Consider the following 22,902-nt stretch of genomic DNA (forward strand, 5'->3'; position numbering starts at 1 on the left):
ACGGGACAAGAGGGGAAAAGACAAAGTCTTTTTTCGAACAAAGGTGGTACCACGATTTTCGTCCTTTTTAGCGAGTCGTGGTTTTTGTATTTTAGTATATAATTAAAGGAGATAATATGAAACTCAAAGATACCCTTAATCTTGGAAAAACAGACTTTCCTATGCGTGCTGGACTTCCTAATAAAGAACCAATCTGGCAAAAAGAATGGGAAGAAGCAAAACTTTACCAACGTCGTCAAGAATTAAATGAAGGAAAACCGCATTTCACCTTGCATGATGGTCCTCCCTATGCAAATGGAAATATCCACGTTGGACACGCTATGAACAAGATTTCTAAAGATATTATTGTTCGTTCTAAGTCTATGTCAGGATTTTACGCGCCTTATATTCCAGGTTGGGATACACATGGTCTGCCAATCGAGCAAGTTTTGGCGAAACAAGGTGTCAAACGCAAAGAAATGGACTTGGTTGAGTACTTGAAACTTTGCCGTGACTATGCTCTTTCTCAAGTTGATAAACAACGGGAAGACTTCAAGCGTTTGGGGGTTTCTGGTGACTGGGAAAATCCTTATGTGACCTTGACTCCAGACTATGAGGCAGCTCAAATCCGCGTCTTTGGTGAAATGGCTAAGAAAGGCTACATCTACCGTGGCGCTAAGCCAGTTTACTGGTCATGGTCATCTGAATCAGCCTTGGCTGAAGCTGAAATTGAATACCATGATTTGGTTTCAACTTCTCTTTACTATGCTAACCGCGTCAAAGACGGAAAAGGTGTGCTTGATACAGATACTTATATCGTTGTCTGGACAACAACTCCATTTACCATCACAGCTTCTCGCGGTTTGACAGTTGGAGCAGATATTGATTATGTATTGGTAAAACCAGCTGATGAATCTCGTAAGTTTGTAGTTGCTGCAGAGTTGTTGACTAGTTTGTCTGAGAAATTTGGCTGGGCTGATGTTCAAGTCTTGGCGACTTACCGTGGTCAAGAATTGAACCACATTGTGACAGTCCACCCATGGGATACGGCTGTAGATGAGTTGGTAATCCTTGGTGACCACGTTACGACTGACTCTGGTACTGGTATTGTCCATACAGCCCCTGGTTTTGGTGAGGACGACTACAATGTCGGTGTTGCCAATGGTCTTGAAGTTGCTGTAACAGTTAACGAACGCGGTATCATGATGGAAAATGCTGGTCCTGACTTTGCAGGTCAGTTCTATGACAAGGTTGTACCAACTGTTATCGAAAAACTTGGTGATTTGCTCCTTGCTCAAGAAGAAATCTCTCACTCATACCCATTTGACTGGCGTACTAAGAAACCAATCATCTGGCGTGCAGTGCCACAATGGTTTGCTTCTGTATCAAAATTCCGTCAAGAAATCTTGGATGAAATTGAAAAAGTGAAGTTCCATTCAGAATGGGGTAAAGTGCGCCTTTACAACATGATTCGTGACCGTGGTGACTGGGTCATCTCTCGTCAACGTGCTTGGGGAGTTCCCCTTCCTATCTTCTACGCAGAAGACGGAACACCAATCATGACAACTGAAACCATCGAACATGTGGCTCAACTCTTTGAAGAGCATGGCTCTATTATCTGGTGGGAACGTGATGCTAAAGACCTCTTGCCAGAAGGATTTACCCATCCAGGTTCACCAAATGGCGAGTTCAAGAAAGAAACGGATATCATGGACGTTTGGTTTGACTCAGGTTCATCATGGAATGGAGTGGTGGTTAACCGTCCAGAGCTTAAATACCCAGCAGACCTCTATCTGGAAGGTTCTGACCAATACCGTGGTTGGTTCAACTCATCTCTTATCACATCTGTTGCCAACCATGGCGTGGCTCCTTACAAACAAATCTTGTCACAAGGTTTTGCTTTGGACGGCAAAGGTGAAAAGATGTCTAAATCTCTTGGAAATACAATTGCGCCAAGCGATGTTGAAAAACAATTTGGTGCGGAAATCTTGCGTCTTTGGGTAACAAGTGTGGACTCAAGCAATGACGTGCGCATCTCTATGGATATCTTGAGCCAAGTCTCTGAAACTTACCGTAAGATTCGTAACACCCTTCGTTTCTTGATTGCCAATACCTCTGACTTTAACCCAGCTGAGGATGCTGTAGCTTACGAAGAACTTCGTTCCGTTGATAAGTATATGACCATCCGCTTTAACCAACTTGTCAAGATCATTCGCGACGCTTATGCTAACTTTGAATTCTTGACAATTTACAAGGCCTTGGTGAACTTTATCAATGTTGATTTGTCAGCCTTCTACCTTGATTTTGCCAAAGATGTTGTCTACATTGAAGGTGCAAAATCACTCGAACGCCGTCAAATGCAGACGGTCTTCTATGACATTCTTGTGAAAATCACGAAACTCTTGACACCAATCCTTCCTCACACTGCGGAAGAAATCTGGTCCTATCTTGAGTTTGAAGCAGAAGACTTTGTTCAATTGTCAGAATTACCAGAAGCTCAAACCTTTGCTAACCAAGAAGAAATCTTGGATACATGGTCAGCTTTCATGGACTTCCGTGGACAAGCTCAAAAAGCCCTGGAAGAAGCTCGTAATGCAAAAGTAATCGGTAAATCACTTGAAGCACACTTGACAGTTTATCCAAATGAAGTGGTGAAAACTCTTCTTGGAGCAGTGGACAGCAATGTAGCTCAACTTTTGATCGTGTCTGAATTGACCATAGCAGAAGGACCAGCTCCAGAGGGTGCAGTTGCCTTTGAGGATGTAGCCTTTACAGTTGAACGTGCAGCAGGTGAAGTATGTGACCGTTGCCGTCGTATCGATCCAACAACGGCAGAACGTAGCTACCACGCAGTCATCTGTGACCACTGTGCAAGCATCGTAGAAGAAAACTTTGCGGATGCAGTCGCAGAAGGATTTGAAGCGAAATAATCAGAAAGAGACTGAGAAAAGTCGCTAAAATCATAAAAACGCATAATATCAAGAGTTCAAGTACTTTGATATTATGCGTTTTATCATGGGAAAATTTACTAGTCCATTTCTTCAAATGAAGTTTTTCCTAACCTGTCCGTGTAGATAATTAAAATAAATAACTATTCAGTTTTTTCATAATTTTAGATTTCTAATAATTATCAAGAGACTATAGAACTTAAAACTATTTTTTGAAAATCAATATTTATTATAAAATTTTATAAGACTGTTTAATTTTTAGAGAAATTATGATAGAATAATACCTATAAAAATTTTAAGGAGATTATTATGAAAACAAATACACTTGCTCGTGTCAATGCTATTTTTGGCCTTATTTCAGGAATTGTATTGCTTTTAGCGCCAGCTATCATGTTTATGATGGCTGTTGGAGCTGCTGCGGCAACTGAAAACGCAGATGTAACAGTTGGGACATTGACAGGGCTCTCAATTATTTTGTCATTGGTTAAAATTGCTGTTTTAGTACTGGGAATTGTGGCTATTGTTTATTATAAAGATGATGAACGTGTTACGAATGCACCTTCTGTTTTGCTCATTGTAGGTGGTGCGGTCGGCTTGATTCCATTTTTGGGATGGGTAGGTGGAATTCTAACCATTATTGGTGGTTCACTTTACTTTGGAACATTGAAAAAATTTGTAATTGAAGAGTAGTAGTTTTCCAATTATTTGGGTGGGAATATTTCATCCTCCATCGAGAACAATTATGATAGTGTGATAAAGAGAAGACTGAAAAGCTCTTCTCTTTTTCGTTGATTTTCACTAGCTTTTTTGTGAAAAATTGTGTAAAATGGAATAGATAAATGAGGGCAACCTCGAAAAATTAAAGGAGAATCCATCTAATGGTAAAATTGGTTTTTGCTCGCCACGGTGAGTCTGAATGGAACAAAGCTAACCTTTTCACTGGTTGGGCTGATGTTGATTTGTCTGAAAAAGGAACACAACAAGCGATTGACGCTGGTAAATTGATCAAAGAAGCTGGTATCGAATTTGACCAAGCTTACACTTCAGTATTGAAACGTGCGATCAAAACAACAAACTTGGCTCTTGAAGCTGCTGACCAATTGTGGGTTCCAGTTGAAAAATCATGGCGCTTGAACGAACGTCACTACGGTGGTTTGACTGGTAAAAACAAAGCTGAAGCTGCTGAACAATTTGGTGATGAGCAAGTTCACATCTGGCGTCGTTCATACGATGTATTGCCTCCAAACATGGATCGTGACGATGAGCACTCAGCTCACACTGACCGTCGTTACGCTTCACTTGACGACTCAGTCATTCCAGATGCTGAAAACTTGAAAGTGACTTTGGAACGTGCCCTTCCATTCTGGGAAGACAAAATCGCTCCAGCACTTAAAGATGGTAAAAACGTATTCGTAGGAGCTCACGGTAACTCAATCCGTGCCCTTGTAAAACACATCAAACGCTTGTCAGATGACGAAATCATGGACGTGGAAATCCCTAACTTCCCACCATTGGTATTCGAATTCGACGAAAAATTGAACGTGGTTTCTGAATACTACCTTGGAAAATAATCTATAAACAGAAAGCTTAGGATTCCTAGGCTTTTTTGTTTTTGCTTCTAGTTTCCAACTAGTTGAAAAAGCGTTATAATGATAGTAAAGAGTGACTTAATTGTAAGAAAGAGAGAAAGACGATGGCTTACATTGAAATGAAACACAGCTACAAGCGTTACCGAGTTGGGGATACGGATATTGTGGCTAATCGTGATGTGAATTTTGAGATTGAAAAGGGGGAGCTGGTTATTATCCTTGGTGCTTCTGGTGCTGGAAAGTCAACCGTTCTCAATCTGCTAGGAGGTATGGATACCAATGATGAGGGGGAGATTTGGATCGATGGTGCCAATATCGCCGACTACACTTCGCATCAACGAACAAACTATCGTCGAGATGATGTGGGCTTTGTTTTTCAGTTTTACAATCTAGTCTCCAATCTGACAGCCAGGGAAAACGTGGAATTGGCCTCAGAAATTGTAGCGGATGCCTTGGATCCAGAGCAGGTGCTCAAAGATGTGGGACTAGATCATCGTCTTAATAATTTTCCAGCCCAGCTTTCTGGTGGGGAGCAACAACGAGTTTCCATCGCACGCGCAGTAGCCAAAAATCCTAAAATCCTTCTCTGTGATGAGCCGACAGGTGCCTTGGATTACCAGACGGGGAAGCAAGTCCTAAAGATTCTCCAGGACATGTCTCGTCAAAAAGGAGCAACGGTGATTATCGTGACCCACAATAGCGCTCTAGCTCCTATCGCAGATCGGGTGATTCACATGCGTGATGCTACGGTTAAGAGCGTAACAATCAATGAGCATCCACAGGATATCGAAACATTGGAGTACTAGCATGAAAAAAACATACCGAAAAGACTTGCTCCAGTCGGTGATTGCCTCCAAGGGACGCTTTGTTTCTATCTTGACCTTGATGATGCTGGGTTCCCTGGCCCTAGTAGGTCTTAAAGTAGCCAGTCCAAATATGGAACGTACGGCAGGGGATTATCTCCGTAAAGCCAATACCCTGGATCTGGCAGTGATAGCTGATTATGGCTTGGACAAAGAAGACCAAGACGAACTAAAAACCCTTCAAGGAGCAAGTGTTGAGTTTGGTTATATGGCAGACCTAACCGTTGAAAATAGTGAAGAAGCGGTTCGACTTTATTCCAAGCCAGAGGGCATTTCAACCTTCCAAGTGACAGAAGGGCGACTTCCAGAGGCTGACGGGGAAATTGCCTTGGCAGATTTCTGGAAAGGCCGCTATCAGATTGGACAGACTATCACCTTTAGCAAGAAAGAAGAAGGGAATACTGTCATAAAATCCCAATCTTTCACCATTACTGGATTTGTTCAGTCGGGTGAGATGCTTTCTCAAAAAGACTTGGGAGGGGCTAGTAGTGGAAATGGAAGTCTGGCTGGTTATGGGGTGATATTAGCCAGTCAGTTTGATACAGAAGTGTACAGTATTGCACGTGTGCGCTATGATGATTTAAAAAATCTGGATGCTTTTTCATCAGACTATAGGACCAAACGAGCTCAACATCAGGAAGACTTGCAAGGCTTGCTGGCTGATAATGGTCAAAAACGATTGGCCAGCATCAAAACACATGGTCAAAAGAACTTGGAAGATGGAAAAGAACAGCTCCAAACAGCTGAAAGCAACCTTCAAAAAGGCAAGAGTCAGTTAGAGCAGGCTGAAAGTCGCTTGAAAACTCAAGAAGAACAAGTGACCGTTTTGCCTGAGCCTCAAAAGAGTCAAGCCAAGGAGCAATTGACAAAAGCTAAGGAAGAATTGGCTACAGAAAAAGAAAAACTGGCTCAGACAGAGAGTGATCTAACTAAGGAAAAAGAGAAGCTTGAACAGCGTCAGAAAGAGTTTGATGAACTGGCAGAGCCGAAATACCATGTATACAACCGCCAAACTATGCCAGGTGGTCAAGGCTATCTCATGTACAGTAACGCTTCAGCAAGCATTCGTTCCGTCGGGAATATCTTCCCCGTGGTGCTATATATGGTCGCTGCGATGGTGACCTTTACAACTATGACTCGCTTTGTGGATGAAGAACGTACCAATGCTGGTATTTTCAAGGCTCTAGGTTACCGGAATCAAGATATAATTGCCAAGTTTGTTCTCTATGGTTTTCTTGCAGGAACTGTAGGAACCATTTTAGGAACGCTTCTAGGACATTATCTCCTTGCAGGTGTGATTTCGGATGTTATAACAGCTGGACTGGTCGTTGGTAAAAGCAAGGAGTATTTTTACTGGTCTTATAGCTTCCTTGCCCTAGCCTTGAGTTGGTTATCCAGTGTCTTGCCGGCTTATCTGGTGGCGCGGAGGGAATTACACGATGAAGCGGCCCAACTTTTGCTTCCCAAACCTCCCGTTGAAGGATCAAAGATTTTGCTGGAACGTTTGAGCTTTATATGGAGTCGTTTGAGCTTCACTCATAAGGTTACAGCGCGAAATATTTTCCGTTATAAGCAACGAATGTTGATGACCATTTTTGGAGTTGCGGGTTCGGTTGCTCTCCTATTTGCAGGTCTTGGCATTCAGTCTTCTGTGGGAGGAGTTGTCGAACGTCAATTTGAACAAATCCAGCAATATCAGATGATAGTGGCAGAAAAGAGCAGTGTGAGTGAGAAAGAAAAAGCAGATCTAGAAAGTGCCTTGCAAGCTGAGCCTATCCATGCTTCCCAAAAGATTTACTCTAAATCCATTGAAAAAGATTTCAAAGGAAAAGCAGGACTTCAGACTATCACCATAATGGTTACTAGTGGAGAAGACTTCAAGCCCTTTATCGCATTAGAGGAAAATGGCCAAGAGGTGCAGATCACAGATGGAGCGGTCGTGAGTCAAAAACTAGCTCAATTAGCAGATGTTAGGGTTGGAGACAAGCTAGAGCTTGATGGGAAAGAAATCAAGGTCGCGGCGATTTCTGAAAACTATGTCGGACACTTTGTTTATCTCAACCGAGCGACATACGAACAAGTCTACGGTACCAGTCCACAAGACAATACCTACCTAGTAAAATTAAAAGATCCAACACCTTCCAATACGGAGAAAGAAGCTGCTATCTTTATGGAAAAAGCAGCTGTTTCTGGGGTCGTCCAAAATGCGACGGCCATCCATCTCTTTGAATCCGTGGCTAGTTCGCTCAATAAAACCATGGCCATCCTTGTCCTTGTTTCCGTTTTACTAGCCATTGTCATTCTTTACAATCTCACCAATATCAATGTGGCAGAACGTATCCGCGAACTTTCCACTATCAAGGTTCTCGGTTTCCACAATAAAGAAGTGACCCTCTACATCTACCGAGAGACCATAGTGCTATCCCTTGTGGGGATTGTTCTCGGTTTGATAGCAGGCTACTATTTACATCAATTTTTGATACAAATGATTTCACCTGCCACCATACTTTTTTATCCACGAGTCAGCTGGGAAGTCTCTGCTCTTCCAATCGTCGCAGTGACTGTAATCTTAGCCTTACTGGGCCTCTTTGTCAATCACCACTTAAGAAAAGTGGATATGCTCGAAGCCCTGAAATCAGTAGAGTAATTCACGGTTTTAAACAGTAAATCAGTTGACAAAGTCCCTGCTTCTTGGTAGAATAAGAACTGTCGTAAAGACAAATAACTTCTTCTTGGTTGCAGGCATGCCAACCTGTCACTCGGATGAAGCCAAATAAAAAGGAGAAACATCATGGCAATCTCAAAAGAGAAAAAAAATGAAATCATCGCACAATATGCACGTCACGAAGGTGATACAGGTTCAGTAGAGGTTCAAGTTGCTGTCCTTACTTGGGAAATCAACCACCTTAACGAACACATCAAACAACACAAAAAAGACCACGCTACATACCGTGGATTGATGAAGAAAATCGGTCGCCGTCGTAACTTGCTTGCATACTTGCGTAAAAACGACGTTAACCGTTACCGTGAGTTAATCAACTCTCTTGGACTTCGTCGTTAATCTGCTTTATTTTCCACTTACATTGCGTTGTCACCTTACCTCGATATACTCAAGTATTATCTTCGGTTACGGTTCCTAGCACTATAAGGTAAAATAAACTAGAATGATCTCCCTTCGGGGAGATTTTTCTGTTTTTACCAAGTGCTTAGGTTGTGTTCAATTGAGCAGTTCTTGATAGTGAAGCTACTCTATTGGGTAGCTTTTTTTGTATAGATTTTAGCCCGAGCTCAAATTAGCTCTCTGACTTCAGAGGGCTTTTTATGTTGTCACCGTACCTCGATATACTCAAGTATTATTTTCGGTTACGGTTCCTAGCACTATAAAGGTAAAATAAACCAGAATGATCTCCCTTTGGGGAGATTTTTTTGTTTTTATCAAGTGCTTAGGTTGTGTTCAATTAACAAGATACAAAGGCAGTCAAAAGCACAAAGCAAAAATAGGAAAAGTGACGAAGAAACTTCAGTTTCTAGGAGATTTTATCTTTTTTGCCAAGTGCTTAGACCGTGTTCAATTGAGCATATCTTAATAATGAAGCTACTCCAATTGGGTAGTTTTTTCATCGTAAGATTATTCTATTATCAAAATATAGTATAAATTAGGGTTTGTATTCAAAACATGGTATAATAGGCCTATATAGCTAAATGAAGTAAACCTATCACAAGGGATTAAGAAAAAGGATAGAACAGTCATGTCAACAGTAAAAAGTGATCTAAATATTGCTCAAACGTATGCGAGTCAGCTGAAAAATGCTTGTCAATCTTTAACAACTATCGCTGTGGCTAGTCAAGATGACCTAACGACTCTTCAAGGAAATAACAAAGCCCATCAATGTCTGACAAAGGCTCAAAATCTCGCTAGTCAGATTTCAGCTGCTGTCACCCTGACTTCAGAACGACTGCACTCTGTAGCGAGTGATTTTGAGGCGCTAGATGAAGCAGCTGCCAATGGTTTTAGGAGTCATACATGAGCAAGTTAGATGAGTTGAAGAAAAGAGAACGAGACCTCTTGTACCAGCTAGAAGACAATGGAAAAGAGAAGTACCGCACCAAAGAACTGATAGAAACCTTTGAAGGGTATGATAGAGCTAGTCACCGTTATCAAAATGATTTGTGGGAGGCGGCCTATCAGAGCCGATATGCAGGACAGTTGGAAGAAACGCTCCTGCAGAGAAACCAACTCAAAAACCAAATCCTTGAGGACCTCAGCTACCACATGGATGATTTGAAAAAAGAAAAGTTCCGGTTAGAGGGAGACTTGGATGCGGTTTACTATGAAAGACGAAAAGAACTAGAAAGAGAGGAGGAGAAACGACATGGGCATTGATATGTACTTGGAACAATCACAACTACAAAGTTCGAGTGTAGCGACCATGTGCCAATCACAGGTGGAGGTTTATCAAGACTTGCAATCAGCCATTCAAAAGTTTTCAGAGGATAAGGAGAGTTTAAAGGGCGAGGCTTATGATTCGGCTAGAAGTTTTTTTGCAAGTGTCTTACTGCCCTTGAGCAAAGGGGGGCAGCTCTATGCAGAAACCTTCTCTCAAGCCATCAAGAAACTACCAGAAGACTATCAAACGATGGTCGACAGCAAGAGTTGGCGCGAGGATAATCTGCTTGATAAGATCCGTCAGGAAGAGCAAATGATCGCCTATCTAGATGAAGTCAACCAATCTCTTTCTAGCTTGACCATGGATAGTGAAGAAAAGGGGAGATTGAGACGCAGTAATGTGGAACTCATGCGAGGACATCATGCCAATAAACGTGTCTATGAAACGATTTTGAGAGACCTACGAGCCTATGATAGCTATTCAGGAGGCCTGTTCGATGAACTAGACAGTATCGATGTGCAACTGAGTCGTGGACTGTCTCAGATTGAAAGTAGTTGGGATGCAAAAAATGGGGTCTTTAAAGTTCCATCTGACCGGACTTGGGCCAACTACCTATCTGCCTATTCTGATACAAAGGACATAAAACTTAGCCGTCAAGAGAAGGCCTTTGTCCAGACCATGATGGCAGAATACGGCTTTGACGCAGAGACAGCCCAACAGTTCTTGACCATCAAGCAAGGGATAGACAGGAAGTTTCCAAATTCTAGTCAAGAGTTCCGTGACTATATCTTTTTGCGAGTTATCGGTGCCGCCTACTATGATGGTGTTCAGTGGAATGAAACTGCAGGGTATTTAAAAAATTATTTTTTTGATGAGGTTGTTAGCAGTCCATCTACGGTTGAAAAAATGAGAATAGAAAAACCACTTCTTGAAATCTTCCAAGAACTGGGGTTGAAAGAAGAAAAGGCCAAAGAACTCTATTATAACCTTCGATTGCAACATGAACTGGCTAGTGGAAAAGCTAGTTATTCAAATAAGTTAAAATCTGAGGACCCTGAATTATATGAAACTTTCAAAAAGCGTTATTCCGAAGTTTATAATAAAGAAGAAGGTTTTGATAAGTTTTGGGATGAGAAACTCAAGGCCTACTCTAATAACGGAGCAGGCCATGCAGACTTCACTCACCAGTCCATCACTATGGCTACTCATCTAAATCCCAGTAGTTTCCAGTTATCTGATTTTTATGGTGGTAGAGAGCATGTCAAGGACCTTTCAGGCTGGGAGGGAGACACGACCTTTAACGCTACGGATAAGAAACCAAGCATTGGTGAAGACGACTACAAGGCAGATTTGGACTCGGTCAATCTTATCGGCCGTATGCAGAAGGGGCAATCCTATGACCAAGCCATATCTTCCTATTATGCTGACCTTCAAAAGGATTCGACTCTTAGAGAAAGAGAATTCTTAAAAAATAAAGATTGGAAACAGGTTAGAAGTACTATTTACTCTAGTATCCTCCCATTAGAGATTATGGAAAAAGGGGAAGATGCCATTAAAGCTTATATTGAAAGTAACTATCCGGGAGTGTCCAAGTTTTTAAATCGCTTGGAAGCCGTGGCGGATTAGGAGGAAATCTATGAAGAAAATACTAGGTGTTTTAATAATAGTAGTATTACTTGTATCAGTTTGTTTTTACTTCTTTACGCATCAACCTAAAAATATTTTTGATGAAATCTACCAAGAAACAGAGAAAACCTATCGCACAAATAATATTTTAAGAAATATAGAAGGTTTTGAAATTGATGATGTCTGGCCAAGTGATGGAGATTATTTTAAATATAGCCCTTTAGGGAAGTATAAGACTCTTCCGGAGGATTATCTTGAACTGAGAGTTGGATTTAATTTTGAGAAAGCGTATAGTAAACTGTTTGTTTCATTTGAGAGGAAAATAGCTGATGGTACGAAGTTATGGATGGTCAACAAATATAATCCAAATACTAAAACAATTACAAAGTCAATTCAGATTGTAATATCAGGAAATGAGGATAGTTATATCGAAGACGAAGCTCAGGTGAAATCCTACCTAGAGCAGTACGGTATTACAGCTAAGGACCTAGATTCTTACTACGATGAAATCGTCAACCAGAAAGTCCTGAAAGATTGGTGCTCGATTTATGACAGTAAATACTCGCCAAGCAATTATGGTGATGTTAAGGTTGAAACCCAGTGGGAGAATTGGTGATATAAAGATTCTCACTGATTATATAAACAGACAGCTCTCTGATTTTCAGAGAGCTTTTTATGTTGTCGCCGTACCTTGATATACTCAAGTATTATCTTCGGTTACGGTTCCTAGCACTATAAGGTAAAATAAACTAGAATGATCTCCCTTCGGGGAGATTTTTTTTGTTTCACTAAAATTTTTGTCCACTCTTCGCCTCGTCGCCTAGTCTATAAACGTTTTATCCAGCAAGAATCATGATGCTAAGGGCGTAAGAAATCCGTATGAAAATAGGGAAACGACACCGTGTTCGATGAACATAAGGAGTTTCATCTTTTTCACTAGGATTTTAGCCCGAGCTCAAATTGGCTCTCTGATTTCAGAGGGCTTTTTCTATATATGTTTCTATTCTTGTTCATCTAATGGAAATATGGTATAATTTTTATGAGAATTTTCTAAATTTTTAAGATTCTATCAAAGGAGATTTGCATGCTTTCCAAATTTTCTGGAAGCCGACAGGACCTGCAATTTGTGCTACTTTTAGGTATTTTGTTAGGTGTTTTAGGGATTTCTCTCTTTCTAGCAGTTTCAATGGGATCTGTTGCGATTGATCTAGGAGATACCTATCGGATTATTTTAAGCAGGTTAGGATTTCCTCTTGAGATAGGAGAGGTTTCCAAGTCTACTCTTACCATTGTATGGAACATGAGATTCCCCCGAGTATTGCTCGGTCTGATAGTAGGGGCTGGACTTTCTATGTGTGGTAGCGTGATGCAGTCTACAGTGAACAATCCCATCGCAGAGCCCTATGTCTTAGGAATTTCTGCGGGTGCAACTCTAGGGGCAACTTTGAGCATCATTCTTGGTTTAAAAGTGATGATTAGCCTTGGAGCTTTCCTTGGAGCTATTTTGGCAACAGTCGCTGTCCTCATCATTGCCTCTATGCAGGGAAGAATGACAACTTCCAGCCTGATTTTATCAGGAACGGTGGTCAACGCTCTCTTTCTGGCTTTTTCCAACTTTATTATCTCAGTCGGCGCTAATGCGGACAGTGTGATGACCATTAAATTTTGGACCATGGGTTCGCTTGCTGGGACCACATGGTCTGACTTGGTCCTGCCAACTATGGTAGTAGGAATAGCCTTTCTATTTTTCTCTACTCAGTATCGTGTTTTCAATGCGATGATGATGGGAGATGAGGCTGCTTTAACTTTGGGAATTCCCTTACGCTTCTATTGGTATCTTTACGTGACCGTGGTGGCTGTGCTGACAGCTGTCTTAGTGGCAACTTGTGGGATTATTGGATTTGTTGGTCTGATTACTCCTCACTTAGCTCGAGGGTTAGTAGGAACGAATTACAGGAGACTTTTTCCTGTTGCGACCATACTTGGTGCCCTCTTTGTGGTCTGGGCAGATGTACTCTCCCGTATCATCATTCCAAATGCTGAGTTGCCTATTGGTATTTTCACAGCCATAGTAGGTGCTCCCTTCTTTATCTACATTGTTGGAGGTAGGCGAAGGGAGGTGAGGGCCTGATATGGACTTGATTTGTCAGGATGTCCACTTTGGACTAGGAGAGAAAAAAATCCTCAAAGGAGTTTCTCTTAAGGTTGAGGGACATCAATTTCATACGATACTAGGACCCAATGGAAGTGGAAAAACCAGCCTTCTTAAACTCCTCTATCGTCAGGAAAAGGCGGACAAAGGCTTGATAAGCCTAGATGGAAAGCCACTGGAGCATTGGTCGCTCAAAGAAACGGCTAAGCAGATGGCAGTTGTAACCCAGTTTAATCAATTGCAGTTTGATTGTACAGTTGAGGAAATCGTCTTGCTGGGAAGAACTCCCCACCTTTCTTTTTTACAGAAGGAAAAGGAAAGGGATTATGCCCTCGTTCAAGATGCCCTCGTTAAGGTGGATATGCTCGAGAAGAAAACTCGTCTCTATTCGTCCCTGTCGGGGGGAGAGAAACAGCGAGTCTTGTTAGCACGCGCCTTGGCACAAGAACCAACTCTCTTGCTTTTGGACGAACCAACTAATCACCTGGATATCAAGTATCAGCTAGACTTGTTGGCCATTGTGAAAGATCTCAAAATCAATGTTCTAGCTGTCCTGCATGACATTCAACTTGCTTGTCGCTATTCGGATTATCTCTATCTGATGAAAGAGGGGAAAATCCTTTATCAAGGGTCTCCAAAGGAGACCATTACTCCAGAGTCATTGCAAACTGTATACGGAGTTCAAAGTCAGGTTACTTGGACCGAGGATCAGCAAGCCATGATTCACTATTTATAAAAAATGAAAAGGAAAACAAGATGAAAAAAACACTCAGTATTTTACTCGTAACAGTAGCTACCTTAACCATGGCAGCTTGTGGCAATACTACTACAGAAAAAGCTACCACACAATCTAGTACAGAAACAAGTCAAAAGGCGAGCACAGAGACGACTTATCCACTAACGGTCAAAACCTATGATGCTAAGGGAAATGAAGTCGAACAAGTCTTTGACAAGACACCTGAAAAAGTTATCACCAACAATCTGTCAACCACTGAAATCTTGTTGGAGTTAGGGTTGAAGGATAAAATTGCTGGCATGCTCAACCCAGACAATGCCGTAACAGGTAAATACAAGGACGCGATTGCGACGATTCCTCAAATTGGGGATAAAAAAACAGTGTCACAAGAGACAGTCCTTTCTTATGAGCCAGATGCTGTGATGGGTCGAAACATGATGTTTTCTGAAAAATCCTTGGGGACAGTTAGCACTTGGAATGAAAACAAAATCCCAGTCTATACGCAAAAAGCCTCTCTCTCAACGATTCAGCAAGATTTGGGAAATATTGTAGAAGATGTCAAAAATCTTGGAATGATTTTCAATGTTCAGGACAAGGCTAATGAATACGCAGCTCAATTACAAGCTAAAATTGAGGCTGTTAAGAAAGCAAATCCAGCAAGCCAAGGTGAGAAGAAAAAGGCTTTGATTATGGTTGCATATAACGACGAAACCTTCGGTGCTTACAAGTCTGCTTTGCAAGAGAGCTTGTTGAATCAACTTGGTTATACAAACGTTGCAACGGGAACATCAGGCTTGACCTTGGAAAATCTCGTGTCAATGGATCCCGAATTGATTATCTATGTAACCAGCGACCGCAATAAAAAATTGGATGCCAACGCAGTAGAGTTGATGAAGGCAAATGAGGTATTGGGAAACGTTTCTGCAATTAAAAATCAAAAAATCATGACCATCTCTTACGATGAGTTGATGGACTATGGTCCAGCAGTGATTGATTCCCTTGAGAAAATCAATGACTTTATCAATAAATAATGAGTTTGATTGGGAAGGAATCCAAGTCAAAATCAGCCTTCCTTCGACCTATGATCCTAATCAAACCTATCCAGCTATTCTCTTAAATGATGGAAACTTGGATTTCCTATCGACCCTTTCCGAATCTGTGATTTTAGTGGGTTTGACTTCTGAAAATCGCCTAGATGACTACACTCCCTGGAAGGCATCTGCTCTGAGAGATGGAGCTCCAGATTTTGGCGGTCAGGCAAATGCCTATCATGGTCATTTGTTTGGAGGTCTTTTAGATAAGTTGAAGTCGCTTTATCAACTGGACAAAAATCACCTTGCCTATGGAGGGTATTCACTAGGTGGTTTGGCGGCCGTCCACAGTCTTTTCAGCTTTGACAAGGTCTCCTGTGTCTTCTCCATTTGCGGGTCCTTTTGGTATCCTGAATTTGCAACTTACTGCAAGGAAGAAAAGGTGAAAAATTTGGACTGTTTGCTGTATTTACAGAATGGTCAAACAGAAGGAGCCCATCATACCAATCGCTTAGCTCAAGCACCAGCCTATGCTGAGCAGATCCATACCAGTCTTCAGAAACACTATCCGACTGGTCAGTTTGTCTTTGATCCTTATGGGCATCATGAACAAGTGGCTGAGCGATTTCTAGCTTTTTCTAACTGGTTGGCAAAGAAATGGGAGATTGAATAAAGTAAGAGGAGAGACAAGGCAAAAATTAAATTTGAGGAGAAAATCCAGTAAAACTTTCCACAATAAAACGCATAATATTGAACTCTTTGAATTTCTTATATTATGCGTTTTTATGATTTTAGAATTTCTTTGAATGCAGAAAAATACATGTTCTATAATGAAAAGTGACTGGATTGTCATTGTAAAGGAGCAGACGAGATTTATTAAGAATATTATAGGATTGATGAAATGATAGATATTTATAGAAAATTACACACTTTAATCTCAGTCATTTTTATATTACTAACACTAGGAATATGTATTTTTGAAGACCGACATTTTCATCATGAATTTATTCGATAAAAGAAAATACTTCTTTATTTCCAAAGAAAGAGAGACAAAATCTTTTTGAGATGATAGAGTAGGATATGAAATTTGCTCTGAATATATTAAAAGAGAAGACCAAGAGGCCCTCTCTCATTGTTAACTATATAGTTGGCAAAGAATCTAAATGGTGCAAAACTCCTTTTCTCTACCTTCTATATGAAAAAAATCTCTTTAATCTTTTTTCTTAACACCAACAGTCAAACCAGAGGCTACTGCAATTAAGGCAACTCCAAGTACGGATAAATTAGAAGATGCCTTTTCACCAGTTTTAGGTAATTCAGATACCTTATTAGAAAGTGCAGAAGTATGATAAACTGCCTTTGTGCTTCCGATAGGTTTTGGTTTAAGTACGACATGCGCCTCTGTTAAGAAGTCATATTTCTCTGTTACGATGCGGTAAACACGTCCTTCTTGGACAGTCTTAACAACATGATTTGTAAAATCACGATTTAAAAGACTAGAAAATTCTTGATTAATATTAAGATAAAGCCCTTTTGTCCCCTCAACTAAAGGTTTGAAGGTTGATTCTTCGTATCTCATCCCTACAACTGATAGAGAAATATCTGCTGCTTTAAGAGCTTTCAGAGTCTCTTCTACTGTTGGAATGCCTGGACTACGGAAATCAATGCTTTCATCAGTAATTAAGAATGCAAAACGACGATTATTAGAAGCTGTAGACCAATCATAATCTTTTGAGGTTGCGATATGATGTAGAGGGACTGTAGGCTCTTCTGTTCCGCCACCTGTTCGAATAGACTTGAGAGCATTAATATACTCCTCTACATTCTTAGTGAATTTAGATCCATTAAAATCGAAATATTGAACATTGCCAGCAGACTCATACGCGATTAAGCCAAGACGCGCATCAACTTTTTTATTAGCCAAATCACGGACAAAGTTCTCGATATTCTGTACAACATTTTGAATAGAAGAATCCATTGAACCTGACTTATCAATAGTAAAGACGATATCTGCAGAACCAGCCGCTTGTTTAGTAATTATTACATCTGCTTCTTTCAAAACTTTTTCAAATGTAGTTTTCTTGATAGTTTGAGTAACATTAGCTACATAGTCATCTGTATTAACGTGATCTGTAACAGTCTTTGTTGTTGTAACAGGTGTCTTTTCTCCAACGGCAGTTCCCTTAGCAGCTAAATGAGTTGTTTCAACACTTACAGAAGTCTCTGCTTTGGCAGTTGCTTCTGTACCAGCTGTGTTTTCTTTAGCATCTACCTTGGCGTCCGTTGAAGTAGTAGTTACTTTAACTATATCACCAGGTTGAGCTTTATCAAGTGGTACTACAGAGACATTAACTTTATCTTGAATCTCCTTAACTGTTTCGGAAATTTGCTGATTAGTTTGAGTAGTTTTAGTGGAAAGTTCATTTGAACCTACTTGAGCAAGATCATTAGCAACTTGACTTGGTTTTTTTACCTCATCAGCATCAACTTGCCCCACTGCTGTAAAGGCAGACGCTAGAGCAACTGTCAATAAAACAGACTTGCACTTCCCAAATAAAGAATGTTTATGATTCATTATAAAAATCCCCCCTTTTTTTAATAATATAATATCAAAATCAAAGTAATTTGTCAAAAAATTTCTATATAGAATGCAGAGTTTTCTTCTGGTTATACGGGGATAAAGATCATAAAAAATACATAGCATCAAGTGTCCAAAAACATTGATACTATGCATTTTTATGGAAAGGCTTGCTGGATTTTCTCTTAAAATCGAGTTTTTGTCCAGCGGTTCTCATTTTCTTAACCAAGAGCCTCTCTCTTTTTATCTGGATTCCAGATAAAGCTTGCGATGAAGGTAAAGATAATTGTTAGGATACCAACAAGCACTGCAAGGATAAGGGCAGGGATACGGACAAACCACCAGAGTGGGTTTGGTTTTTGATCGTTGTGCCATTGTTTGGTTTCTTCATCCAAACGTTGGAATTCTGCTTGGATACGATCTGCAACCATTTCGATCCCCTCATCATTCATTTTCTTGATGTCTGAGATATCGATTGGATTTCCAAAGTTCATATCGACACGTTCACGGCTAACCAAGCCTTTCAAGGTCATGGGACCTGTGTAGGTGACAGGCATGATACGGACCTTGGCCATTTTGGCAATCAAGGCTACGCCCCCCTTGACATCGTTTGAGTGGCGGCTCCCACTTGGGAACATGATGAGAGAACGGTCTCTTTTTTTGAGGACGTTGATAGGGTACTTGATAGCAGAAGCGCTAGGATTTTCCCGGTCTATAGGAAAGGCGCCACACATACGGATCCACCAGCCAAAGATGCGGTTGTTAAACAGCTCTTTTTTGGCCATAAAGATGAACTGTTTTGGCTTGGTTGCAAAGGCCATATATACAGGATCCCACCAGGTACGATGAGGAGCGACGAGGATATAGTTTTCGTCTCGGCTAGGGATTTTATCAGTATTATGATAGTGGGCATTGCCGTTGATGGACCACAAGATCAGCATGACTAGTCCACGCAAATAAGTATAAAACATGAGCTCTCCTTCGATTGTATTGCTTTTATTATTATACCTTATCGAAAGACTACTGGCAAACTTTTTCAGTTATCAGTGGAGATATTTTGGATGAGATTAGAATTCTGCTAGAAAAAATGATATGATAGAGTTTATGGATAAAAATAAGATAATGGGATTAACCCAAAGAGAAGTCAAGGAAAGACAAGCTCAAGGTTTGGTCAATGACTTTACCGCATCGGCCAGTACCAGTACTTGGCAAATCATCAAACGAAATGTCTTTACCCTTTTTAACGCTTTGAACTTTGCCATTGCTTTAGCACTTGCCTTTGTGCAGGCTTGGAGCAATCTGGTCTTTTTTGCGGTTATCTGTTTTAACGCATTTTCGGGGATTGTGACAGAGCTACGGGCCAAACACATGGTGGACAAGCTCAATCTCATGACCAAGGAAAAGGTCAAAACCATCCGTGATGGCCAAGAAGTCGCTCTTAATCCAGAAGAATTGGTTCTAGGAGATGTCATTCGTTTGTCTGCTGGGGAGCAGATCCCTAGTGATGCTCTGGTTCTGGAAGGTTTCGCAGAAGTTAATGAAGCTATGTTAACGGGAGAGAGTGATTTGGTGCAAAAGGAAGTGGACGCCTTGCTTTTGTCTGGGAGTTTCTTAGCCAGTGGGTCGGTTTTGGCTCGTGTCCATCATGTCGGTGCAGACAACTATGCTGCCAAACTCATGCTGGAAGCTAAGACTGTGAGACCCATCAACTCCCGTATCATGAAATCACTGGACAAGCTAGCTGGCTTTACTGGGAAGATTATCATTCCTTTTGGTCTGGCTCTCTTGCTAGAAGCCTTGATTTTAAAAGGCTTACCTCTCAAGTCATCCGTTGTAAATTCGTCGACAGCACTTTTGGGCATGTTGCCTAAAGGAATCGCCCTTTTGACCATCACCTCGCTCTTGACTGCGGTGATTAAGCTGGGTCTAAAAAAGGTCTTGGTGCAGGAGATGTACTCTGTTGAGACCTTGGCGCGCGTGGATATGCTCTGTCTGGACAAGACGGGCACCATCACCCAAGGAAAGATGCAGGTGGAGGCCGTTCTTCCGCTGACGGAAACTTATGGCGAAGGGACTATTGCCAGCATTTTGACTAGCTACATAGCTCATAGTGAGGATAAAAATCCCACAGCCCAAGCTATTCGAAAGCGTTTTATGGGAGAAGTTGCTTATCCTATGATTTCCAATCTTCCCTTCTCTAGCGACCGCAAGTGGGGAGCTATGGAGTTAGAAGGTTTGGGGACGGTTTTCTTAGGGGCGCCTGAGATGTTGCTGGAAAATGAAGTCCCTGAAGCCAGAGAGGCCTTGGAGAGAGGTTCTCGTGTCTTGGTCTTGGCTCTCAGTCACGAAAAACTGGACCATCACAAGCCCCAGAAACCTTCTGATATTCAAGCTTTGGCCTTGCTGGAGATTTTAGATCCGATTCGAGAGGGAGCTGCTGAGACGCTAGACTATCTCCGTTCTCAGGAAGTGGGACTCAAGATTATCTCTGGGGATAATCCGGTTACTGTATCCAGCATTGCCCAGAAGGCTGGCTTTGCAGACTATCACAGCTATGTAGATTGTTCAAAAATTACCGATGAGGAATTGATCGCCATGGCTGAAGAAACAGCTATTTTCGGACGTGTTTCTCCTCATCAAAAGAAACTCATCATCCAAACGCTGAAAAAAGCGGGTCATACAACGGCTATGACGGGGGACGGGGTTAATGATATCTTAGCTCTTCGTGAAGCAGATTGTTCTATCGTGATGGCTGAGGGAGATCCTGCGACTCGTCAGATTGCTAATCTGGTTCTATTGAACTCAGACTTTAATGATGTTCCTGAGATTCTCTTTGAAGGTCGTCGCGTGGTCAATAACATTGCCCATATCGCCCCGATTTTCTTGATAAAGACCATCTATTCCTTCTTGCTCGCTGTGATCTGTATCGCCAGTGTTCTTCTGGGACGGTCTGAGTGGATTTTGATTTTCCCTTTCATCCCGATTCAGATTACCATGATCGACCAGTTCGTGGAAGGTTTCCCGCCATTTGTCTTGACTTTTGAGCGAAATATCAAACCTGTTGAGCCAAATTTCCTCAGAAGATCCATGCTTCGTGCCCTACCAAGTGCCCTCATGGTTGTGTTCAGCGTTCTCTTTGTGAAAATATTTGGAACTAGTCAAGGTTGGTCTGAGTTAGAAATCTCAACCCTACTCTATTATCTCCTTGGGTCTATTGGATTCTTATCCGTATTTAGAGCCTGCATGCCATTCACCCTCTGGCGTGTCCTCTTGATTGTCTGGTCAGTAGGAGGCTTTCTAGCTACGGCTCTTTTCCCGAGGATCCAGAAACTGCTTGAAATTTCGACCTTGACAGGACAAACGCTGCCTGTTTATGGAGTTATGATGCTGGTCTTTACGGTGATTTTCATTCTAACCAGTCGTTACCAAACGAAAAAATAAAGTAAGACTGTAATCTGTGGATTGCGGTCTTTTTAGGAGCAAGATTGCTAACTGAAATATGGTATAATAAGAGGTAATAGAGTTTTGGAAAGTGAGAAAAGATGATTTCAAAGAGATTAGAATTAGTGGCTTCCTTTGTGCCACAGGGGACCATTTTACTAGATGTGGGGAGTGACCATGCTTATCTGCCTATTGAGTTGGTAGAAAAAGGGCAAATTGAGCGTGCCATTGCAGGTGAGGTTGTAGAAGGACCCTGCCAGTCCGCGGTTAAAAATGTTGAAGCTCACGGGTTAAAGGAGAAAATCCAAGTTCGTTTAGCCAATGGCTTGGCAGCCTTTGAAGAGGAAGACCAAGTGTCGGTCATCACCGTTGCTGGTATGGGCGGGCGTTTGATTGCAACTATCCTAGAAGAAGGCTTGGACAAGTTATCGAATATCCAGCGTTTAATTCTCCAGCCTAATAATCGTGAAGATGACTTGCGTATCTGGTTACAAGACCATGATTTTCGGATTGTAGCCGAAAGTATCCTAGAAGAAGCTGGCAAGTTTTATGAAATTCTAGTGGTGGAAGCAGGACAAATGAAGCTATCAGCCAGTGATATTCGATTTGGACCTTTCTTGTCCAAAGAAGTCAGCCCAGTCTTCGTTCAAAAGTGGCAAAAAGAAGCAACTAAGCTAGAATTTGCTCTTGGTCAAATCCCAGAAAAAAATCTGGTGGAACGTCAAGTTCTGGTAGATAAAATTCAAGCCATCAAGGAGGTACTCCATGCTAGCAAATGAAGTGATTAAACGCTATGAAGCCTTTTGCCCTCAGGAATTTTCTATGGAAGGGGATAGTCGTGGTCTGCAAATCGGGACTCTAGACAAGGATATCCAAAGGGTCATGGTTGCCCTCGATATTCGTGAAGAGACGGTGGCAGAGGCCATTGAAAAGGGTGTGGATTTGATTATCGTCAAGCACGCGCCGATCTTTCGTCCCATCAAGGACTTGGTCGCCAGCCGTCCACAAAATCAGATTTACATCGATCTCATCAAGCATGACATCGCAGTTTATGTCAGCCATACCAATATTGATATCGTTGAAAATGGCCTCAATGACTGGTTCTGCCAGATGCTGGGAATTGAGGAGGCGACTTATCTGCAGGCGACAGGTCCTGAACGTGGGATTGGGCGGATTGGGAATATTCCGACTCAGACCTTTGGAGAATTGGCCCAGCATGTCAAAGAAGTCTTTGGCCTAGATAGTCTTCGAATGGTGCATTATCAAGAGAGTGATTTGCAGAAGCCGATTTCAAGAGTGGCCATTTGTGGTGGTAGCGGGCAATCTTTCTATCCTGATGCTTTGGCAAAGGGGGCAGATGTCTATATTACTGGTGATATCTACTACCATACAGCACAGGATATGCTGTCTGATGGCTTGTTGGCGCTGGACCCAGGTCATTATATTGAAGTGCTTTTTGTGGAAAGAATCGCTGCACTCCTTACTCAATGGAAGGAAGAGAAAGGCTGGGACATTGATATCTTGCCTAGTCAAGCATCGACCAATCCTTTCCACCATATCTAGTTAGAAGG

Annotated in this window: 19 protein-coding genes; 17 read left to right on the forward strand and 2 right to left on the reverse strand. The window is 41.6% G+C overall.

Annotated elements, in window-relative coordinates:
- Positions 1-116 precede the first annotated feature (116 nt).
- The 14 genes from ileS (at position 117) to HMPREF9184_RS03665 (ending at position 15,985) form a co-directional block, all read left to right on the forward strand.
- Positions 117-2,909, forward strand: coding sequence for an isoleucine--tRNA ligase (ileS, locus tag HMPREF9184_RS03600; RefSeq protein ID WP_000768063.1), 2,793 nt, complete (start codon positions 117-119; stop codon positions 2,907-2,909).
- Positions 2,910-3,236: 327 nt separating this feature from the next.
- Complete coding sequence (locus HMPREF9184_RS03605) at positions 3,237-3,617, forward strand: hypothetical protein (protein ID WP_000856377.1); 381 nt, start codon at positions 3,237-3,239, stop codon at positions 3,615-3,617.
- Positions 3,618-3,805: 188 nt separating this feature from the next.
- Complete coding sequence (locus tag HMPREF9184_RS03610; RefSeq protein ID WP_000240126.1) at positions 3,806-4,498, forward strand: phosphoglycerate mutase; 693 nt, start codon at positions 3,806-3,808, stop codon at positions 4,496-4,498.
- Positions 4,499-4,620: 122 nt separating this feature from the next.
- Entirely contained in the window at positions 4,621-5,322 is a 702-nt protein-coding gene (locus tag HMPREF9184_RS03615) for an ABC transporter ATP-binding protein (protein ID WP_000323390.1), read from the forward strand.
- A 1-nt stretch (position 5,323) separates the two neighbouring features.
- On the forward strand, positions 5,324-8,026 hold the full coding sequence (locus HMPREF9184_RS03620; RefSeq protein WP_000754609.1) for an FtsX-like permease family protein: 2,703 nt from the start codon (positions 5,324-5,326) through the stop codon (positions 8,024-8,026).
- 144 nt (positions 8,027-8,170) lie between these two features.
- Positions 8,171-8,440, forward strand: coding sequence for a 30S ribosomal protein S15 (rpsO, locus tag HMPREF9184_RS03625; RefSeq protein ID WP_001018251.1), 270 nt, complete (start codon positions 8,171-8,173; stop codon positions 8,438-8,440).
- Positions 8,441-9,128: 688 nt separating this feature from the next.
- Complete coding sequence (locus HMPREF9184_RS03630) at positions 9,129-9,407, forward strand: TIGR04197 family type VII secretion effector (protein ID WP_000108754.1); 279 nt, start codon at positions 9,129-9,131, stop codon at positions 9,405-9,407.
- The gene (locus HMPREF9184_RS03635; protein ID WP_000039825.1) at positions 9,404-9,763 is read left to right on the forward strand and encodes a DUF3958 family protein; all 360 of its coding nucleotides are present in this window, start codon (positions 9,404-9,406) and stop codon (positions 9,761-9,763) included. Before HMPREF9184_RS03630 ends, HMPREF9184_RS03635 begins: the two co-directional genes overlap by 4 nt.
- Positions 9,753-11,393 carry a T7SS effector LXG polymorphic toxin gene (locus HMPREF9184_RS03640; RefSeq protein ID WP_000510506.1) on the forward strand — a complete coding sequence of 547 codons (1,641 nt, stop codon included), beginning with the start codon at positions 9,753-9,755 and terminating at the stop codon, positions 11,391-11,393. Before HMPREF9184_RS03635 ends, HMPREF9184_RS03640 begins: the two co-directional genes overlap by 11 nt.
- Positions 11,394-11,403: 10 nt before the next feature.
- Complete coding sequence (locus HMPREF9184_RS03645) at positions 11,404-12,009, forward strand: TipC family immunity protein (RefSeq protein ID WP_000721863.1); 606 nt, start codon at positions 11,404-11,406, stop codon at positions 12,007-12,009.
- Between the two features lie 468 nt (positions 12,010-12,477).
- Entirely contained in the window at positions 12,478-13,524 is a 1,047-nt protein-coding gene (locus HMPREF9184_RS03650; RefSeq protein WP_000949305.1) for a FecCD family ABC transporter permease, read from the forward strand.
- A 1-nt stretch (position 13,525) separates the two neighbouring features.
- Positions 13,526-14,281 (forward strand): ABC transporter ATP-binding protein, encoded by a 756-nt coding sequence (locus HMPREF9184_RS03655; protein WP_000364119.1) that lies wholly within the window; start codon positions 13,526-13,528, stop codon positions 14,279-14,281.
- A gap of 20 nt (positions 14,282-14,301) precedes the next feature.
- On the forward strand, positions 14,302-15,312 hold the full coding sequence (locus HMPREF9184_RS03660; protein WP_000753260.1) for an ABC transporter substrate-binding protein: 1,011 nt from the start codon (positions 14,302-14,304) through the stop codon (positions 15,310-15,312).
- Positions 15,293-15,985: an alpha/beta hydrolase-fold protein gene (locus tag HMPREF9184_RS03665; protein WP_000175767.1), complete on the forward strand. Its 693-nt coding sequence runs from the start codon at positions 15,293-15,295 to the stop codon at positions 15,983-15,985. Before HMPREF9184_RS03660 ends, HMPREF9184_RS03665 begins: the two co-directional genes overlap by 20 nt.
- A gap of 537 nt (positions 15,986-16,522) precedes the next feature.
- Here HMPREF9184_RS03665 and HMPREF9184_RS03670 read toward each other — a convergent pair.
- A complete protein-coding gene (locus HMPREF9184_RS03670) occupies positions 16,523-17,887 on the reverse strand; it encodes a VWA domain-containing protein (RefSeq protein WP_001015738.1) in 1,365 nt (454 codons plus the stop codon).
- A 224-nt stretch (positions 17,888-18,111) separates the two neighbouring features.
- Entirely contained in the window at positions 18,112-18,861 is a 750-nt protein-coding gene (locus HMPREF9184_RS03675; RefSeq protein WP_000500184.1) for a lysophospholipid acyltransferase family protein, read from the reverse strand.
- Positions 18,862-18,994: 133 nt separating this feature from the next.
- On the opposite strand from HMPREF9184_RS03675, the gene HMPREF9184_RS03680 reads away from it, so the two are divergent.
- The 3 genes from HMPREF9184_RS03680 to HMPREF9184_RS03690 all read left to right on the forward strand — a co-directional run bounded on the left by HMPREF9184_RS03680 (position 18,995) and on the right by HMPREF9184_RS03690 (position 22,894).
- Complete coding sequence (locus tag HMPREF9184_RS03680) at positions 18,995-21,331, forward strand: cation-translocating P-type ATPase (protein ID WP_033585946.1); 2,337 nt, start codon at positions 18,995-18,997, stop codon at positions 21,329-21,331.
- A 101-nt stretch (positions 21,332-21,432) separates the two neighbouring features.
- Entirely contained in the window at positions 21,433-22,110 is a 678-nt protein-coding gene (locus HMPREF9184_RS03685; RefSeq protein WP_000624082.1) for a tRNA (adenine(22)-N(1))-methyltransferase, read from the forward strand.
- Positions 22,097-22,894 (forward strand): Nif3-like dinuclear metal center hexameric protein, encoded by a 798-nt coding sequence (locus tag HMPREF9184_RS03690; protein WP_000880657.1) that lies wholly within the window; start codon positions 22,097-22,099, stop codon positions 22,892-22,894. The genes HMPREF9184_RS03685 and HMPREF9184_RS03690 overlap by 14 nt, the downstream gene beginning before the upstream one ends.
- Positions 22,895-22,902 lie beyond the last annotated feature (8 nt).

The organism is Streptococcus sp. oral taxon 058 str. F0407, from assembly GCF_000235485.1.
In the GTDB taxonomy this organism is placed as follows: Bacteria; Bacillota; Bacilli; order Lactobacillales; family Streptococcaceae; genus Streptococcus.

Coding starts and splice junctions, on each gene's coding strand:
- ileS (WP_000768063.1), top strand. CDS start 117: ATGAAACTCAAAGATACCCTTAATCTTGGAAAAACAGACTTTCCTATG.
- HMPREF9184_RS03605 (WP_000856377.1), top strand. CDS start 3,237: ATGAAAACAAATACACTTGCTCGTGTCAATGCTATTTTTGGCCTTATT.
- HMPREF9184_RS03610 (WP_000240126.1), top strand. CDS start 3,806: ATGGTAAAATTGGTTTTTGCTCGCCACGGTGAGTCTGAATGGAACAAA.
- HMPREF9184_RS03615 (WP_000323390.1), top strand. CDS start 4,621: ATGGCTTACATTGAAATGAAACACAGCTACAAGCGTTACCGAGTTGGG.
- HMPREF9184_RS03620 (WP_000754609.1), top strand. CDS start 5,324: ATGAAAAAAACATACCGAAAAGACTTGCTCCAGTCGGTGATTGCCTCC.
- rpsO (WP_001018251.1), top strand. CDS start 8,171: ATGGCAATCTCAAAAGAGAAAAAAAATGAAATCATCGCACAATATGCA.
- HMPREF9184_RS03630 (WP_000108754.1), top strand. CDS start 9,129: ATGTCAACAGTAAAAAGTGATCTAAATATTGCTCAAACGTATGCGAGT.
- HMPREF9184_RS03635 (WP_000039825.1), top strand. CDS start 9,404: ATGAGCAAGTTAGATGAGTTGAAGAAAAGAGAACGAGACCTCTTGTAC.
- HMPREF9184_RS03640 (WP_000510506.1), top strand. CDS start 9,753: ATGGGCATTGATATGTACTTGGAACAATCACAACTACAAAGTTCGAGT.
- HMPREF9184_RS03645 (WP_000721863.1), top strand. CDS start 11,404: ATGAAGAAAATACTAGGTGTTTTAATAATAGTAGTATTACTTGTATCA.
- HMPREF9184_RS03650 (WP_000949305.1), top strand. CDS start 12,478: ATGCTTTCCAAATTTTCTGGAAGCCGACAGGACCTGCAATTTGTGCTA.
- HMPREF9184_RS03655 (WP_000364119.1), top strand. CDS start 13,526: ATGGACTTGATTTGTCAGGATGTCCACTTTGGACTAGGAGAGAAAAAA.
- HMPREF9184_RS03660 (WP_000753260.1), top strand. CDS start 14,302: ATGAAAAAAACACTCAGTATTTTACTCGTAACAGTAGCTACCTTAACC.
- HMPREF9184_RS03665 (WP_000175767.1), top strand. CDS start 15,293: ATGACTTTATCAATAAATAATGAGTTTGATTGGGAAGGAATCCAAGTC.
- HMPREF9184_RS03670 (WP_001015738.1), bottom strand. CDS start 17,887: ATGAATCATAAACATTCTTTATTTGGGAAGTGCAAGTCTGTTTTATTG.
- HMPREF9184_RS03675 (WP_000500184.1), bottom strand. CDS start 18,861: ATGTTTTATACTTATTTGCGTGGACTAGTCATGCTGATCTTGTGGTCC.
- HMPREF9184_RS03680 (WP_033585946.1), top strand. CDS start 18,995: ATGGATAAAAATAAGATAATGGGATTAACCCAAAGAGAAGTCAAGGAA.
- HMPREF9184_RS03685 (WP_000624082.1), top strand. CDS start 21,433: ATGATTTCAAAGAGATTAGAATTAGTGGCTTCCTTTGTGCCACAGGGG.
- HMPREF9184_RS03690 (WP_000880657.1), top strand. CDS start 22,097: ATGCTAGCAAATGAAGTGATTAAACGCTATGAAGCCTTTTGCCCTCAG.